The sequence below is a fragment of the Aromatoleum tolulyticum genome, from assembly GCF_900156155.1.
Taxonomy (GTDB): domain Bacteria; phylum Pseudomonadota; class Gammaproteobacteria; order Burkholderiales; family Rhodocyclaceae; genus Aromatoleum; species Aromatoleum tolulyticum.
This window is the reverse complement of record NZ_FTMD01000015.1, coordinates 88,238-104,658: the sequence shown is the minus strand read 5'-3', so window position 1 is coordinate 104,658 and position 16,421 is coordinate 88,238. Positions and strand designations below refer to the sequence as shown.

Here is a 16,421-nt window from a genome sequence, read left to right as displayed (position 1 = left end):
CGGATCAGGAGTGCAGGTGGGCGGCCGGCGCAGCAGCGCGAAGTCGCGACCAGACGGGAACGAGGTCGGGCGGCAGCGGGTCGCAGCGGCCGAGATCGACGGGACTTTCGCTGCCGCCGTGGAAATCGGAGGCGCGCGAGGCGAGCAGCCCGCGGCGGCGCGCGATGCTTGCAAAGCGCAGCACATCGGAATCCGCATGGGCACCGGAAACGACCTCCAGCGCCTCGCCGCCGCAGGCGACGAAGCCGTCGAAGAGCGCCTCCATGTCGCTTGCGGAGAGCCGGTAACGCCCCGGATGGGCGATCACCGCGATACCACCCGCCGCACGGATCCAGCCCACCGCGTCCTCGAGCCGCGCCCAGACGTGCGGAACAAAGCCGGGCTTGCCGCGGGCGAGGTAGTAGCGGAACACCGTCCCGACATCGGGCATCAGTCCACTCGCAACGATGTGGCGGGCGAAATGTGCACGGCCGACCATCGCCGGATTGCGCGCAAAGCGGCGCGCGCCCGCGAGCACGCCGTGCAGTCCGACGGCGTCGAGCGCATCGCTCATTGCCTGCGCCCGCTGCTCGCGACCACTGCGCACCTGTGCCAAGCCGTCGAGCAGCTGCGCATTGCGGTGGTCGATGCCAAGACCGACGACATGGATCGTCTCGTCGCGAAAGGTCACCGAAATCTCGACCCCCGGCACCAGGCCGATGCCACACTCATGCGCGACCGCTACCGCTTCGTCGATCCCCCCGACCTCGTCGTGATCGGTGAGCGCAAGCAGTTCAACGCCATTGGCCGCGGCGCGCCGCACCACCTCGGTCGGAGTCAGCCAGCCGTCCGATACGGTCGAGTGGCAGTGAAGATCGGCATTCGGGGACATTGTCGGGGGCCTGCGGTGCTATCCCGGCGGGCAGCCGGGACTGATGTTTTTTTCATGATAGCAAACCGCACGGACGCCCCGGTCGTTGCCAGCCCCTCACCTTGGTGCTATCGTCCGCCCGTCGCGCGGGGGAGCTTCCTGCCAAGGGAGTCGCCAATGGCAATGCCCCGAAGATCGCGCAGGCAAGTGGACCGACGACCGAATGCCGGCCCGGGGAACGACGCGAGCATGTGAACGCATGCAGCAGCCGGTGCATCGACCGGATCGGCTGCGGCCTCGACCGAAATCTCCCGGGCCCGGAGTCGGGCGAGCACGGCTCTGCAACGCGGGCCCCAGGGCATTGCGCTTGCAGTCTCGACAACCCGCAGTTCCGACAACGAATTCCGCGTTTCGGCAGGAGCGCCCCGTTCCCATGCAGACGCCTTTTCACTCAGCCCGATCCGTCGCCCGTTTTTCCCCACCCCACAACGTCAAGCTCGTGCCGTCCGCCGATCGTCCCGACCAGATGAACCGGGCCGCAAACGACGCCTCGGCGCTGAAGGGCGGCACGGTCGCGCACCGGGCGAGCAGCGCCTACGGCCCGCCAGCCTGACGCCGATCTTCCGATATTTCCCGACGCAACACTGCATCCGGACCGACAGCCCGGCATACGAACCTTCCATCACTGGAGCCCGCCATGAGCAACATTCCCGCAAATCTGAAGTACACCGAGTCGCACGAGTGGATCCGCGTCGAAGCCGACGGCACGCTGACCGTGGGCGTGACCGATCACGCCCAGGAGGCGTTGGGCGACGTGGTCTACCTCGAGCTGCCCGAAGCGGGCCGCACCCTTGCTGCGGGTGAAGCGTGCGCGGTGATCGAGTCGGTCAAGGCGGCATCGGACATCTACGCTCCGGTAGCGGGCGAGGTCGTCGAATCCAACCAGGCGGCCGTCGATGCGCCCGAGTCGGTGAATGCCGACGCCTATGCGGCCTGGCTGTTCAAGATCAGGCCCGACGCAGCCGCCGATCTCGGCAAGCTGCTCGACGCCGCCGGCTACGAAGCCGTCGTCGCCAACGCCTGATCCCGCCGCACGCACCTCCCTCCCGGGCCGACGACGCGCGGCCCGGCACACCAGTCGAGTTTCCTTCATGTCGAACACCCCTGTCTCCTCCTCCGTGCGCGCCCCCCTTTCCCGGCTCGAGCAGCGCGACGCCTTCATCGCCCGCCACGTCGGACCGAATCCCGCCGAGGCCGCGCAGATGCTCGCGGCCATCGGCGCCCCAACGCTGGACGCGCTGATCGACCAGACCGTCCCCGCGGCGATCCGTCTGCCTGCGCCGCTGCCCCTGGGCGCGGCGAAACCGGAGCACGAGGCGCTGGCCGAGCTGCGAGCGATCGCGCAGAAGAACGTCGTGAAGAAATCGCTGATCGGCATGGGCTATTACGGCACCCATACGCCGGCGGTGATCCTGCGCAACGTGATGGAAAACCCGGGCTGGTACACCGCCTACACCCCGTATCAGGCGGAAATCTCCCAGGGCCGCCTGGAGGCGCTGCTGAACTACCAGCAGATGGTGATCGACCTCACCGGGCTGGAACTCGCGAACGCCTCGCTGCTCGATGAGGCCACGGCGGCCGCCGAGGCGATGACGATGGCGCGACGGGTGAGCAAATCGAAGGCGAACGCCTTCTTCGTCGACGAGGCCTGCTTCCCGCAGACCATCGATGTCGTGCGCACCCGCGCGACGTATTTCGGCTTCGAACTGGTGTTCGGCCCGGCCGCCCGCGCGGCCGAGCACGAAGTGTTCGGCGCGCTGCTGCAGTATCCGAACGAGCGCGGCGAGATCGCCGACCTCGGCGACGCGATCGCGGCGCTGAAGGCAAAGGGCGCGGTGACCGCCGTCGCATCGGACCTGATGGCGCTGGTGCTGCTGAAGTCCCCCGCTGCGCTGGGCGCCGACATCGCGCTCGGCTCGGCCCAGCGCTTCGGCGTGCCGATGGGCTTCGGCGGCCCGCACGCCGCCTTCTTCGCCACGCGCGAAGCGAATGTGCGCGCGATGCCGGGCCGCATCATCGGCGTATCGAAGGACACGCGCGGCAAGACGGCACTGCGCATGACGCTGCAGACGCGCGAGCAGCATATCCGTCGCGAGAAGGCGAACTCGAACATCTGCACCTCGCAGGTGCTGCTGGCGAACATGGCCGGGTTCTACGCGGTGTATCACGGCCCGGACGGACTGCGCACCATCGCGGCACGCATCCACCGCCTCGCCGCGATCCTCGCCGAAGGCCTGCGCCGGGCCGGATTCCCGGTGCCGACGGCGGCCTTCTTCGACACGCTGCAGGTCGAAACCGGCGCACGGACCGGTGCGATCGCCGCCGCGTGCGCCGCTGCCGGCTTCAACCTGCGCAAGGTCTCGGACAAGGTGCTCGGCATCTCGGTAGATGAAACGACCACGGCCGCCGACATCGCTACCGTGCTGCAGTGCTTCGGCGCGAGCGCCGACATCGCCGCGCTCGACGCCGTCGTCGCCGCCAACGGAGGCGCCATCCCGCCGGCGCTGCTGCGCGACGATGCGATCCTGAAGCACCCGGTGTTCAACACACATCACACCGAACACCAGATGCTGCGCTACCTGAAGAAGCTGCAGAACCGCGATCTCGCCCTCGACCACTCGATGATCTCGCTCGGCAGCTGCACGATGAAGCTCAATGCGACGAGCGAGATGATCCCCGTGACCTGGCCGGAATTCGCGAACATGCACCCGTTCGCGCCGCGCGAGCAGGCGGCCGGCTGCCTCGAGATGATCGAGGGCCTGGCTGACTACCTCAAGGCGGTCACCGGTTTCCCCGCGATCTGCATGCAGCCGAACTCGGGCGCCCAGGGCGAGTATGCCGGGCTCGTGGCAATCGCCCGCTATCACGCCAGCCGCGGCGAAGCACACCGCAACGTGTGCCTGATCCCGAAGTCCGCGCACGGCACGAACCCCGCGACGGCGCAGATGTGCGGCATGGAGGTGGTGGTGGTCGCGTGCGACGACAAGGGCAACGTGGAAGTCGCAGATCTGCGCGCGAAGGCCGCGCTGCATGCCGACCGCCTCGCCGCGCTGATGATCACCTACCCATCGACACACGGCGTGTTCGAGGAGGCGATCCGCGAGATCTGCGCCATCGTGCATGAACACGGCGGCCAGGTTTACATGGACGGCGCCAACCTCAACGCCCAGGTCGGGCTGACCTCGCCCGCGCACATCGGCGCGGACGTCAGCCACATGAACCTGCACAAGACCTTCTGCATCCCGCACGGCGGCGGCGGACCGGGCATGGGACCGATCGGCCTCGCGGCACACCTTGCCCCCTTCATGGCCGATCACGTCGTTGCTGCGACCGGCGGCGAGGACCGCCCGAACAAGGGACAGGGCGCCGTCAGCGCGGCGCCGTTCGGCTCGGCGAGCATCCTCCCGATCTCGTGGATGTACATCGCGATGATGGGCGGGGAAGGTCTCCGACAGGCCACCCAGGCCGCGATCCTCAATGCGAACTACATCGCCGGCCGCCTCGGCGACCATTACCCGGTGCTTTACACGGGCTCGAAGGGGCGCGTCGCGCACGAGTGCATCCTGGACGTCCGCCCGATCAAGGCGGCGACGGGAATCAGCGAGGTGGATATCGCCAAGCGCCTGATGGACTACGGCTTCCACGCGCCGACGATGTCCTTCCCGGTCGCCGGCACGATCATGGTCGAGCCCACCGAGTCGGAAGACCTGGGCGAACTCGACCGCTTCATCGACGCGATGATCTCCATCCGCAACGAGATCCGCGAAATCGAAGCCGGCCGCTGGGCCGCCGAGGACAACCCGCTGAAAAACGCGCCGCACACCCAGGCCGACTTCCTCGGCGAGTGGACGCGCAGCTACACCCGCGAGCAGGCGGTCTTCCCCCTTGCCTGGGTGGGCGAGAACAAGTTCTGGCCCAGCGTCAATCGCATCGACGACGTGTACGGAGACCGCAATTTGTTCTGCGCCTGCGTGCCGGTGGAAGACTACGCAGGCTAAAATCGCGCCGCTTCTAGCCCACGGAAGCCACGCCACACCGGCGTGGCTTTTTTTCGACCATCGCAGTACAACCCAGAACGCATTTCCATGCCCAAGCACAGCCCGTCCCCGCTGAACGACCGCAACTGGCTCGGCCTGCTCGTCGCAAGCCTCGTCGTCCTGCTGGTCCTGGGCATCGTGCTCGTGCAGCAGACCCGGCCGGTGCCGATGCATGACCTCAGGCTCGCAGACGGCGAGCGGCTGAAATGCGTCTCCTACGCCCCTTACCGGCTTCCCGGCCAGACGCCCTTCGACGAAAAGCTCATGATCTCGCGCGAGCAGATCGCGGCCGACCTCGCCGCGCTGGCGAAGATCACCGAGTGCGTACGCATCTATTCCGTCGACCAGGGACTCGACCAGGTGCCCGCGGTGGCACGCGAGGTAGGGCTCAAGGTGCTGCTCGGCGCCTGGGTCAACGCCGATCCCAAGCGCAACATGAAACAGCTCGACCACGCGCTCGGACTCGCCAACGAATACGCCGACGTCGTTCGCATGCTGATCGTCGGCAACGAGGTGCTGCTGCGCCGCGAGCGGACCGAAGCGGAGATGCGCGAGCTGATCGAATATGCGCGCGCCCGCGCGAAGGTGCCGGTGACGTACGCGGACGTATGGGAATTCTGGCTCAAGCACCCGAAGCTCGCGGAGTCGGTCGACCGGGTCACGGTCCACATCCTCCCCTTCTGGGAGGATCACCCGGTCGCGATCGAGCGCGCCGTCGCCCACGTCGCCGAGGTGTTCGACGAGGTCCGCGGTCATTTCGACAAGCCGCTGATGATCGGCGAGACCGGCTGGCCCAGCGCCGGACGCCAGCGCCAGGGCTCGGAGCCCTCCCAGGTCAATCAGGCGCGCTACATCCGCGAGTTCGTGCATGTCGCGCACGCGAAGGGCTGGAACTACAACCTCATCGAGGCCATCGACCAGCCATGGAAGCGGCGGCTCGAGGGCACGGTCGGCGGCTACTGGGGCATGCTCGGCACCGACCTGAGCCCGAAGTTTCCCCTCGCCGGCCCCGTCACCGAACGTTCCGGAGTCACCGCCCCGCTGGCCGGCGCTGCGCTGGGTGCTGCCCTGTGTCTGCTGCTGACGCTCGGCACGCACGGGAGTACCGTACGCCGTGCCGCACTGGGTGTAACCGGCGCCGTCGCCGGGCTCGGCGCGGTGCTCGGGTGGGAGCATGCGCAGCTTGCCTGGCGCGATCCGTTCGAGTGGTGGCTGCTCGGCGGCATCGGCGCCCTGGGCCTGATGGCCGCCTTGGCCGCTGCGCGCTGGTCGGCCGCTACGCCCATCGCCGCGGCGAACGAGGCCTGGACCGCTGTTCGCGCGGGCAGCATAACGGGCCCGGCTACCGGACAGTGGCTCGGATTGCTGCGGGGATTCCTGCTGTTCGCCGCGGCGGTCGCTGCCCTGCTGCTGTTCGCCGACCCGCGCTACCGCGACTTCCCGGTGTTCCTGTACCTCGCTCCCGCCCTCGTGTTCGGCGTCACCGGCTGGTGGACGGCGACCCGTTTCGGCGTCGAGGAAAAGGTGTGCGGCCTCGTGATTGCCGCATGCGTCGTCGGCCGCTGGTTACCGGAGCCCCTCAACCCGCAGGCCATCGCCTGGCTCGCGACCGGCCTGTTCCTCGCCGCGCCGTGCCTGTATGCCATCGCGCGCAAGGACCAGTAGCGACAGCATGGCGCCGACGGCGGCGTAGTCGAAGCTGTAGAGCACGAGTCCGGCGATCCCGCAGAGCCATCCGCCCCAGGCGACGGACCGCCGGCGCGACACGAAGGCGAGCACGCCCAGAATCAGGCTCGCCCAGCCGAGCCGCTGCTGCATGAAGGTCTGGACGAGCGCCCATTTCGCGAGACACAGGCCCTCCGGACCATCGGCCAGCAGCGGCTTGCAGTCGGACGGGAACACGCCCGCCTCGAGCACTGCGTAACGCAACAGTAGGACCGCAACCAGCACGATCGAACTCACCCAGAGCAGCCTCACGACTGCGCCGCGCCACCGCATTTCGTTTCCTGACAACGCCGTTTTTCCTTATTTATCAACTTCCCCGATACCGGGTGGCAAGGTGTTGCAAATTAACCCACATTCTCTTTGCTAAGCGGAAGAAAAAGCGCATAAACTCCGCGGCCAACGGCTGTACGGGCCCGTATGCATGAATTCTGGCATAGCTTGAAGTATTTTATTGCACCGCAAAGCCCGGTGCCTCGCCCGTCGGGCGCTGGCGCCGCGGTGTTTGACGCAGTCCTCGAGGGACATTGATCCTGATGAAAAACGCGGCTTCGCTGATTTACCGAATTGTCGTAGCACTGATACTTGCCGGAATCGTCGCCGGCGCGCAGTACCTGATCGCAGAACGCTGGAACCGCGGCACCGAATTCGTCGGCGCCGCCAACAGCATCCACGGATACGCCTACAGCCCCTTCCAGCGCGACCAGAATCCGCTGCAGGGAACCTACCCGAGCGAAGCCGAGATCGGGGCCGACCTCGATCTACTCTCCCAGTCTGCCGAACACATCCGCACCTACGGCAGCCTGGAAAACCCCTCCATCGTCCCGCTCGCGCTCGATCGCAAACTGACCGTGATGGCCGGCGCGTGGATCGGTCCCGACGAGGAAAAGAACGCGAAGGAGGTCGACGCGGTCATCGAGTCGGCGCGCAAGTATTCCCATGTCGATCGGGTCATGGTCGGGAACGAGGCGCTGCTGCGCGGCGACCTCACCGTGAAGGAGCTCGCCGTACATCTCGACAAGGCGCGCAAGGCGCTGCGACGGGCGAAGAAGCCGGTGTCGACCGCCGAACCCTGGCACGTGTGGCTGAAGAATCCCGAGCTTGCCGACAGCGTCGACTTCATCACCGTGCATCTCCTGCCCTACCACGAGGGGGTGCCGGTCGAGAACGCCGTCGATTACGCCCTCATGCGCTATGACGAACTCGTGAAGCGCTTCCCCAAAAAGAAGATCGTCATCGGCGAAATCGGCTGGCCCAGCCGCGGGCCGGTCATGGACAGCCTGGGCGGCGGCGACACCAAGGGCATCGCCTCGGCCGAAAACCAGGCGCGCTTCATACGCGAATTCCTCGCGCATCCGCGTTCGGCCACGCTCGACTACTACATCATGGAAGCGATCGACCAGCCATGGAAGATCGAGATCGAAGGCTGGGCCGGCGCGTACTGGGGCATGTTCAATGCCGACCGCCACCCGAAATTCGCGCTCGACGGCCTCGTCGTGAAGGATGTGCGCTGGCACGAGAAGGCGCGCACCGCGGGGCTGATCGCTTTCCTGCCGATGTTCCTGATCGCGTTCTTCCTGCGCGACTGGAGCGTGCTGGGGCGCCTGTGGCTGGCCGCCCTGGTGCAGGCGTGCGCGACGACGCTCGTCATCGGCATCAACGTACCGGCCGACTACTACCTCACGCAGCGCGACCTCATCGGCCTCGCAATGCTGATCGGCGCAACGGTGCTGACCATCGCGGTGCTGCTGTCGCACGGCTTCGAGTTCGGCGAGGTGCTGTTCAAACGCAAGTGGAACCGCCGCTTCCTGCCCCTGCCTCCGCACGATGCGGACAGGGAGCCCTTCGTCTCGATCCACCTCGCCTGCTGCAACGAACCGCCGGAGATGGTCATCGCGACCATCGACAGCCTCGCGGCGATGAAGTACCAGAACTTCGAGGTGCTCGTCCTCGACAACAACACCAAGGACGAGGCGCTGTGGAAGCCGTTGGAGAAGCGCTGTGCCGAGCTGGGACCGCGCTTCCGCTTCTACCATCTGGACAACTGGCCCGGCTTCAAGGCCGGCGCGCTGAACTTCGGTCTGCGCCAGACCGACCCGCGCGCCGAAGTCGTCGGCGTCGTCGATGCGGACTACGTCGTGTCGCCCGACTGGCTGTCGTGCCTGATCCCGCATTTCGACGTCCCGGACGTCGCCGTCGTGCAGGCGCCGCAGGCACATCGCGACTGGGAAACCCATCCCTTCCGCCGCATGTGCAACTGGGAATTCGACGGTTTCTTCCGCATCGGCATGCACCACCGCAACGAGCGTAATGCGCTGATCCAGCACGGCACGATGACGCTCGTGCGCCGCCTGGCGCTCGACGACGTCGGCGGCTGGTCGGAATGGTGCATCTGCGAGGACACCGAACTGGGTCTGCGGCTGATCGAAAAGGGTTACGACACCCGCTACGTCGACCACATTCTCGGCCGCGGCCTCACGCCGGCGGACTTCCCGGCGATCAAGAGCCAGCGCTTCCGCTGGGCGTTTGGCGCGATGCAGATCCTCAAGCACCACCTGCCGGCGATGATCGGCCCGAGCCGGCTCAACCTCGCCCAGCGCTACCACTTCCTCACCGGCTGGTTCGCGTGGCTTGGCGACGCCCTGCAGCTCGTGTTCGCGTTCGCCAGCCTGGCGTGGACAGTCGGCATCCTGTTCTACCCCAAGGCCTTCGGTCTGCCCGTGACCTCGCTGGCGCTGCCCATCCTCGCCTTCATGGCGTTCAAGGCCGGCTTGGGCCCGATCCTTTATCGGCGCACGATGGATGCGCCGTGGAAGGACATCCTCGGCGCGTCGGTGCTGTCGGTCGGCCTCGCGCATGCGATCGCGCGCGGCGTGTTCGCCGGTCTCGTCAAGCGGCGCGGCGAATTCGTGCGCACGCCCAAGGGGTGGAAGGACAAGGGCACCCTCGCCTTCTTCTCGCCGCTGCGCGAGGAGATCGGCCTGCTGCTTGCGCTGGTGCTGGGTGGCGTCGTGCTGGTGCTGCAGCGTGGCTACGACGACCTCGAGGTGCAGCTGTGGGTCGGCATCCTCGGACTGCAATGCGTACCCTACCTCGCCTCCATCGCCTGCCAGGCTGCCTCCTACATGCCCGAGGCGGAGCCTTCGAAGCCGTTGGCGGCCGGCCACGGCGGCACGGCAGGACAAGCCGGCTGAGCCGCTCACTACCAAAGACCACACAGGGCGCCGCAAGGCGCCCTTTTCACGTCTGCGAACGCCTTGGCGCCGATCGCCCCCGGAAGATCAGGGGATGTAGGCGAGCGGAATCTCGTCGCTGGTGCGTGCGCCCGCAGTCATCTCGCGACACAGGGCAATGAAGGCGCGCATGCCCGGCGTCGTGAACTTCTGGCGGTGCCAGAGGAAATGGAAGGAGCGCTGGAGGTCCAGTTCCGGCGTATCGACGGGCACCAGACTGCCGCGCCGGAACGCCTCCCGCAGCGCGAGGCGCGAAATGCAGCCGATCCCCAGCCCGGACTCCACCGCCCGCTTGATCGCTTCCGTATGCTCCAGTTCCAGGCGTACGTCGATGCGCGCCGCGATGTGGCGCGTGGCCTGATCGAAGGTCTCGCGCGTGCCGGAGCCTATTTCGCGCAGGATCCACGGCTGCCGGGTCAGATCGTCGAGGCTCGCCCGGCGCGCGCTCGCCAGGGGGTGCGAGGGTGAGCAGAACACCACCAGTTCGTCTTCCAGCCAGGGCACGGCCTCGAGGTCGGGATGGTGACAGCTGCCCTCGATCATGCCCATGTCGAGCTCGAAGCCCGCGATCTGCTGGACGATGGTTGCCGTGTTGTGCACGCTCAGGTGGATGCGGCTCTCGGGATGGCGCTGCAGGAAGGTCGCCACGATCAGCGTGCCGAGATAGTTGCCGATCGTGAGCGTCGCGCCGATCCTCATGCTGCCGAAGCCCATGCCGCCTTGCAGCAGATCCTCGATATCCTCGGCGCGCGCAATCAGTTCGACCGCGCGCGGCAGCAGGCGCTGACCGAGTTCGTTCAGGCGCAGTGACTTCCCGACACGATCGAAGAGGCGCACGTCGAACTGGCGCTCGAATTCCGCAAGACTGCTGCTCGCGGCGGACTGCGACATAGCGAGATGCTCGGCCGCCTTCGATACCGTACCTGCACGAGCCGTCGCGACGAAGATCTCCAGCTGCCTTAGGGTATGCCTCATATCGATTTCTCAGATATTGATTATCTGAATTATCCACGCATCAGCTTAGCGTCGGTAACTAGAATCGCACCATCTGACACCGGAGCGGAGCAAGACCCGAGATGAGCAACCTGGCGACCGAACGCGTCCTGAGCGTGCACCACTGGAACGATTCCCTCTTCAGCTTCCGTACCACCCGCGACCGGGCGCTGCGATTCACGAACGGCCAATTCGTGATGATCGGGCTCGAAGTCGAAGGCCGTCCGCTGACACGTGCGTACAGTATCGCGAGCCCGAACCACGAAGAGCACCTCGAATTCTTCAGCATCAAGGTGCCCAACGGTCCGCTGACCTCGCGTCTCCAGCACCTGCGGGAGGGCGATCCGATCGTCGTCAGCAAGAAGCCCACCGGCACCCTGGTGCTGCACGACCTCAAGCCGGGCAAGCACCTCTACCTGCTCTCGACCGGTACCGGGCTGGCTCCCTTCATGAGCGTGATCCAGGATCCCGAGACCTACGAGCGCTTCGAACGCGTCGTGCTCATCCATGGCGTGCGCACCGTGTCCGAGCTGGCGTACCGCGACTTCATCACCAACGAATTGCCGCAACACGAATTCTTTGGGGAATTCGTGCGCGACAAACTCATTTACTACCCGACGGTCACGCGCGAACCGTTCGAGAACCAGGGCCGCCTCACCGACCTCATCAACAGCGGCAAGCTGTTCCGCGACATCGGACTGCCCGAGCTGGATCCCGCCATCGACCGCGCCATGATCTGCGGCAGCCCCGCGATGCTCAAGGATTGCTGCGACCTGCTCGACTCGCGCGGTTTCCACATTTCGAAGCACATCGGCGAGCCCGGCGACTACGTGATCGAGCGCGCATTCGTCGAGAAGTGAGATCGAGAAGCGAGCGCCCGTCCGGCGCAGGACGCCGGATGAGCGCCCGTTACGTGCAGCAACAAGGACTGGATGCGCGAACGGCCATGCAGGAGTACACTTCCGCTTACTTGCAGCAAGCCGGATCGAAGCATGGAATTCCCTCGCCGGACGGTCGTGTTCCCTATGCACGCCGCCGCACGCTTGTCCCTCCCCCTGTTGGCGGCGCTGTTGGCCATGGCGCCCCAAACCGCCCGGCCTGCACCGCCCCCAGGGCACCCCTCACCGGGCGCTGCAATGCAGCTGATCCGGCCCGGCGCGGAACATTCCACCGCCTTGCGCCGTACCGGCGTCGCGCTCGATTCGATCGATGCCAACGAGTACACCTACATCGAGGTCGATGAGGCCGGAAAAAGCTACTGGATCGCGACCGCGAGGATGAAGATCATGCGCGGCGACATGGTGCAGTTCGCCGAGGGGGTGACCATGGAGCAGTTCTACAGCAAACTGCTCAAGCGCACCTTCCAGTCGGTGATGTTCGTCGACGCCGTATCGACCACCTCCGGAAAACGATGACCGTGGCGGCTCAGGTCGTCGAAATCCGCATGCCGAAGTTCCCGGAATGTTGGGACAGCTGCGGAAACTGCCGCACCGAGGATGTCTTCGTGCAAAGCGTGCTCGTGCGGGCCGGCGAATCCATCGGCTACGACGAACCGCTGATCGTCCTGGAAACCGGCAAAACCGCGATGGACATCCCCTCGCCCCGCGCCGGGACCATCGTCGAGGTCAAGGTCGATGAAGGCGATCTGATCGACGAGGGCGACCTGATCGCGCTGGTCGCCATCGGCTGACGCGCGCGGGGTCGCACCCTGTCGCTAGCGCGCCCGGCAAGCGCGGTTGCGCCCACCTAGCTTCGCGCGGTACATGGCCTCGTCGGCACGGCACATCAGCTCATGTTCGTCCTTGCCGTCCTCGGGATAGAGGGCGATGCCGATGCTCGACGAGATGCGCACCTCGCGCCCCTCGAGCACGAACGGCTTTTCGAGCGCAGCACGGATCTTCTCTGCGACGATCTCGGCGTCCTTGTCGGCACCGACTTCGGGCAGCAGCACGACGAATTCGTCCCCACCCCGCCGCCCCAGCGCATCGGAGGACCTGATCGAGCCCTGCATGCGCCGGACCGCCTCGCACAGCAGCAAGTCGCCGACATGGTGTCCCAGTTCGTCGTTGACCTGCTTGAAGTGGTCGAGGTCGATGAACAGCAGCGCAAACCGGTGCCCCGAGCGCCGTGCCTGGACGAGCGCGTATCCCAACAGTTCGCCGAACATGAGCCGATTCACGGCACCGGTCAGGATGTCGTGCGTAGCCATGTGCGCAATGCGCCGCTCGGCCTCCTTGCGCTCGGTGATGTCCGACAGGAGCGCGATGACACCCTTCATCCGGCCCCAGCCGTCGTTGAGCGGCGCCAGCGAGGCGAGGACGGTCAACTGCCTGCCATCTCCGCGCGTCACTCGTACTTCGTAGCGTTTGCTCTGCCCTTCCTCGAGACGGGCGAGTATCAGTTCGCGGCTTTCACCACTGCCGTCGGCCCACAACTCGTCCAGCGCATGTCCGAGCAATTGCGATTCGGCGCGCCCGACGAGGTCCACAAATCCGGGGTTGACGAAGGTCAGCCGGAAATCCGCGTCGGTCGCCGCAATGCCGTCGTGGGCAAGATTCACCAGCGTGCTGTATTTCGCCTCGCTCCGACGCAACGAACCCGTGGTCCGCGCCAAGCGCGCCGCGCGCTCACGGGTAATCGCAAAAAACAGCGCCATCATGACGAGCAGGACGCCGACCAGCACGACCGATATGAATTCCGCCTGGCGGATGTCGGGTTCGGCGTCGAATGACGGCAGGGCCTCGAGGCGGATGATCCACTCGATCCCGCCGAGCTGGGCGCGCTCGGTACTGACCTGACCGGTAGCGGACTCCGGCATTCCGGCATGACTGTCGTAGAGCAGGGCTTCCGGTGCGTGGATCCCGTCGAACACCTGCATGCGGACCTGGCCGCGATGCTGGTCCAGCATCTGGCGCATCAGGCTGGCCATCCGGAACGGCAGGTAGACCCACCCCCTGAGTGCGATCCAGCGCTCGGCCTCCGTCGCGACCGGCATCCCGTCGCCGAACAGCGGCATGTAGAGCAGAACGCCCGCCTGCACGTCCGTTTCCGTTTCCTGGACGAGAACGGTCTTTCTGCTCAGGGCCGCCTCGCCGGACTGCACGGCCCGATCCATCGCCTCGCGCCTGACGGGTTCGGAATACATGTCGTAACCGATCGCACGTGCATTGCGCCAATCGGCCGGTTCAAGCACGACGATGCTGCTCAGGAACTCCCGCTGCCCCTCGGGCCACACCCTGTAGTCGCTGCTGCCGAATTCGCGCATGGCCCGCGTATGTGCCTCGAGCTGATCCGGCAATATCCATTGGGCAAATCCGATTCCCTGCACACCCGGAAAGTCTTCCTGGAACGACAGCCGCTGCAGGTAGGTCCGCCACGCGGCAAGATCGAGATCCTCGCGTGAGCGCAGAAAGGCCTGGCCGCTGCGCAGCAGCATGCGGTAGGAGTGAAAGCGCTCGCTGACCTTCAGGACGACTTCGGCAGAATGACTGGCGAGATGCGCGTACACCTGCTCTTCGTGACGCTGGCCGAGATGGCGCCAGACAACGAAAGCCGCACCGATCGCACAGGCGAGTGCGACTGCGATGAATACGCCCCCCACGGGCGACCAACTACGCACCGGCGCGGTGTCGGCACCCAGATCTTCGGCATCGTGCATTTCGCGATCCATCGGGGGCTGAGGCGCGCAACAGGAACGCACCTCATGTGGCCATTGTGTAACAAAACAATAACGGCCGCGTCAGCCGACGGCGCGGGATTCCTTCTCACTTCCGCGACAGCGCAAGCACCGGCGGGCTTGAGGTATCCTTTGCGCACTTCATCATATCGGTTTGACCGAAACAAAAAAGCGACCCAATGGCCCAATACGTAATGTCGATGCTCCGCGTGAGCAAGGTCGTGCCGCCCAAGCGGCAGATCATCAAGGATATCTCCCTGTCGTTCTTCCCCGGCGCAAAGATCGGCCTGCTCGGCCTGAACGGGTCGGGCAAATCCACGGTCCTGCGCATCATGGCCGGCGCCGACAAGGAATACGAAGGCGACGTGCAGCACCTTGCGGGCATCCGCATCGGCTATCTGCCGCAGGAACCCCAGCTCGACCCCGCCAAGACCGTCAAGGAAGAGGTCGAGTCCGGCCTGGGCGAGATCGTCGAAGCGCGCGTGAGACTCGAAGAGATCTACGCCGCCTACGCCGAACCCGATGCGGACTTCGACAAGCTCGCCGAGGAACAGGCGAAATACGAGAACATCCTCGCCGCAGCCGGCTCCGATATCGAGAACCAGATGGAGATCGCCGCCGATGCGCTGCGCCTGCCGGCGTGGGACGCCGTCGTCGGCAATCTCTCCGGCGGCGAGAAGCGCCGCGTGGCGCTGTGCAAGCTGCTCTTGTCCAAGCCCGACATGCTGCTGCTGGATGAACCGACGAACCACCTCGACGCCGAATCGGTGGAGTGGCTGGAGCAGTTCCTGACGCGCTTCCCCGGCACCGTCGTCGCGGTCACGCACGATCGCTACTTCCTCGACAACGCCGCCGAGTGGATTCTCGAACTCGACCGCGGCCACGGCATCCCGTGGAAGGGCAACTACTCCTCCTGGCTGGAGCAGAAGGAAGAGCGCCTCGAGCAGGAGCAGAAACAGATCGACGCCCACATGAAGGCGATGAAGACGGAGCTGGAATGGGCGCGCTCGAACCCGAAGGCCCGCCAGGCGAAGTCCAAGGCCCGCCTGGCACGCTACGAGGAAATGGCCACCGTCGAGTACCAGAAGCGCAACGAGACACAGGAAATCTTCATCCCGCCCGGCGAACGATTGGGCGACAAGGTCATCGAGTTCAACGGGGTGACCAAGGCCTTCGGCGACAAGCTGCTGATGGACAAGGTCAGCTTCAGCATCCCGCCCGGCGCGATCGTCGGCGTGATCGGCCCCAACGGCGCCGGCAAGTCGACGCTGTTCAAGATGATCGAGGGCCGCGACCAGCCCGATGCGGGCGAGATCACGATCGGCTCGACGGTGAAGCTCGCGGCGGTCGACCAGTCGCGCGAGGGACTGGCGAACGACAAGACGGTGTTCGAGGCGATCTCGGACGGTGCCGACGTGCTGACCGTGGGCCGCTTCGAGATGCCCAGCCGCGCCTACATCGGCCGCTTCAACTTCAAGGGCGGCGATCAGCAGAAGCTCGTCGGCAACCTGTCCGGGGGCGAGCGCGGCCGCCTGCACCTGGCCAAGACGCTGATTTCGGGCGGCAACGTGCTGCTGCTCGACGAACCGTCGAACGACCTCGACGTCGAGACGCTGCGTGCGCTGGAAGACGCGCTGCTCGAGTTTGCCGGCTGCGCGCTGATCATCAGCCACGACCGCTGGTTCCTCGACCGCATCTGCACGCACATCCTCGCGGCGGAGGGCGACTCGCAGTGGACCTTCTTCGCGGGCAACTACCAGGAATACGAGGAAGACAAGAGGAAGCGGCTGGGTGAGGAAGGCGCGAAGCCGAAGCGCATCCGCTACAGGCCGATCACCCGCTGACAGGCA

General features: G+C 66.0%; 13 protein-coding genes. 9 read left to right on the top strand and 4 right to left on the bottom strand.

Features of this window, described 5'->3' with window-relative positions; translation table 11 throughout:
* Positions 1–4: 4 nt before the first annotated feature.
* Positions 5–871 (bottom strand): 3',5'-nucleoside bisphosphate phosphatase, encoded by an 867-nt coding sequence (locus tag BW991_RS19400; RefSeq protein WP_076603767.1) that lies wholly within the window; start codon positions 869–871, stop codon positions 5–7.
* A 412-nt stretch (positions 872–1,283) separates the two neighbouring features.
* Between BW991_RS19400 and BW991_RS23745 the strand changes: the two genes are divergently transcribed.
* From BW991_RS23745 to BW991_RS19385, 4 genes are all read left to right on the top strand, one after another.
* Positions 1,284–1,463 (top strand): hypothetical protein, encoded by a 180-nt coding sequence (locus BW991_RS23745; RefSeq protein ID WP_139335961.1) that lies wholly within the window; start codon positions 1,284–1,286, stop codon positions 1,461–1,463.
* Between the two features lie 84 nt (positions 1,464–1,547).
* Complete coding sequence (gene gcvH / locus BW991_RS19395) at positions 1,548–1,934, top strand: glycine cleavage system protein GcvH (protein WP_076603766.1); 387 nt, start codon at positions 1,548–1,550, stop codon at positions 1,932–1,934.
* Positions 1,935–2,001: 67 nt separating this feature from the next.
* A complete protein-coding gene (gene gcvP / locus BW991_RS19390) occupies positions 2,002–4,908 on the top strand; it encodes an aminomethyl-transferring glycine dehydrogenase (protein WP_076603765.1) in 2,907 nt (968 codons plus the stop codon).
* Positions 4,909–4,995: 87 nt separating this feature from the next.
* A complete protein-coding gene (locus BW991_RS19385; RefSeq protein ID WP_076603764.1) occupies positions 4,996–6,612 on the top strand; it encodes a glycoside hydrolase family 17 protein in 1,617 nt (538 codons plus the stop codon).
* Here BW991_RS19385 and BW991_RS19380 read toward each other — a convergent pair.
* Positions 6,514–6,945 carry a hypothetical protein gene (locus tag BW991_RS19380; protein WP_244551765.1) on the bottom strand — a complete coding sequence of 144 codons (432 nt, stop codon included), beginning with the start codon at positions 6,943–6,945 and terminating at the stop codon, positions 6,514–6,516. The two genes, BW991_RS19385 and BW991_RS19380, sit on opposite strands and share 99 nt — an antisense overlap.
* Positions 6,946–7,205: 260 nt before the next feature.
* Here BW991_RS19380 and BW991_RS19375 point away from each other — a divergent pair, with 260 nt between their 5' ends.
* The gene (locus tag BW991_RS19375; protein WP_076603790.1) at positions 7,206–9,863 is read left to right on the top strand and encodes a glycosyltransferase family 2 protein; all 2,658 of its coding nucleotides are present in this window, start codon (positions 7,206–7,208) and stop codon (positions 9,861–9,863) included.
* Between the two features lie 87 nt (positions 9,864–9,950).
* Here the strand turns inward: BW991_RS19375 and BW991_RS19370 are convergent, their stop codons facing one another.
* Positions 9,951–10,877 (bottom strand): LysR family transcriptional regulator, encoded by a 927-nt coding sequence (locus BW991_RS19370; RefSeq protein WP_076603763.1) that lies wholly within the window; start codon positions 10,875–10,877, stop codon positions 9,951–9,953.
* A gap of 101 nt (positions 10,878–10,978) precedes the next feature.
* Between BW991_RS19370 and BW991_RS19365 the strand changes: the two genes are divergently transcribed.
* From BW991_RS19365 to BW991_RS19355, 3 genes are all read left to right on the top strand, one after another.
* Positions 10,979–11,755, top strand: coding sequence for a ferredoxin--NADP reductase (locus BW991_RS19365; protein ID WP_076603762.1), 777 nt, complete (start codon positions 10,979–10,981; stop codon positions 11,753–11,755).
* Between the two features lie 132 nt (positions 11,756–11,887).
* Positions 11,888–12,310: a hypothetical protein gene (locus tag BW991_RS19360; RefSeq protein WP_139335960.1), complete on the top strand. Its 423-nt coding sequence runs from the start codon at positions 11,888–11,890 to the stop codon at positions 12,308–12,310.
* Positions 12,307–12,585, top strand: a complete 279-nt coding sequence (locus BW991_RS19355) for a biotin/lipoyl-containing protein (RefSeq protein WP_076603760.1) — start codon at positions 12,307–12,309, stop codon at positions 12,583–12,585. Before BW991_RS19360 ends, BW991_RS19355 begins: the two co-directional genes overlap by 4 nt.
* Positions 12,586–12,609: 24 nt before the next feature.
* Here BW991_RS19355 and BW991_RS19350 read toward each other — a convergent pair whose 3' ends face one another.
* A complete protein-coding gene (locus tag BW991_RS19350; protein WP_076603789.1) occupies positions 12,610–14,553 on the bottom strand; it encodes a CHASE domain-containing protein in 1,944 nt (647 codons plus the stop codon).
* Between the two features lie 197 nt (positions 14,554–14,750).
* On the opposite strand from BW991_RS19350, the gene ettA reads away from it, so the two are divergent.
* A complete protein-coding gene (gene ettA / locus BW991_RS19345; RefSeq protein WP_076603759.1) occupies positions 14,751–16,415 on the top strand; it encodes an energy-dependent translational throttle protein EttA in 1,665 nt (554 codons plus the stop codon).
* Positions 16,416–16,421 lie beyond the last annotated feature (6 nt).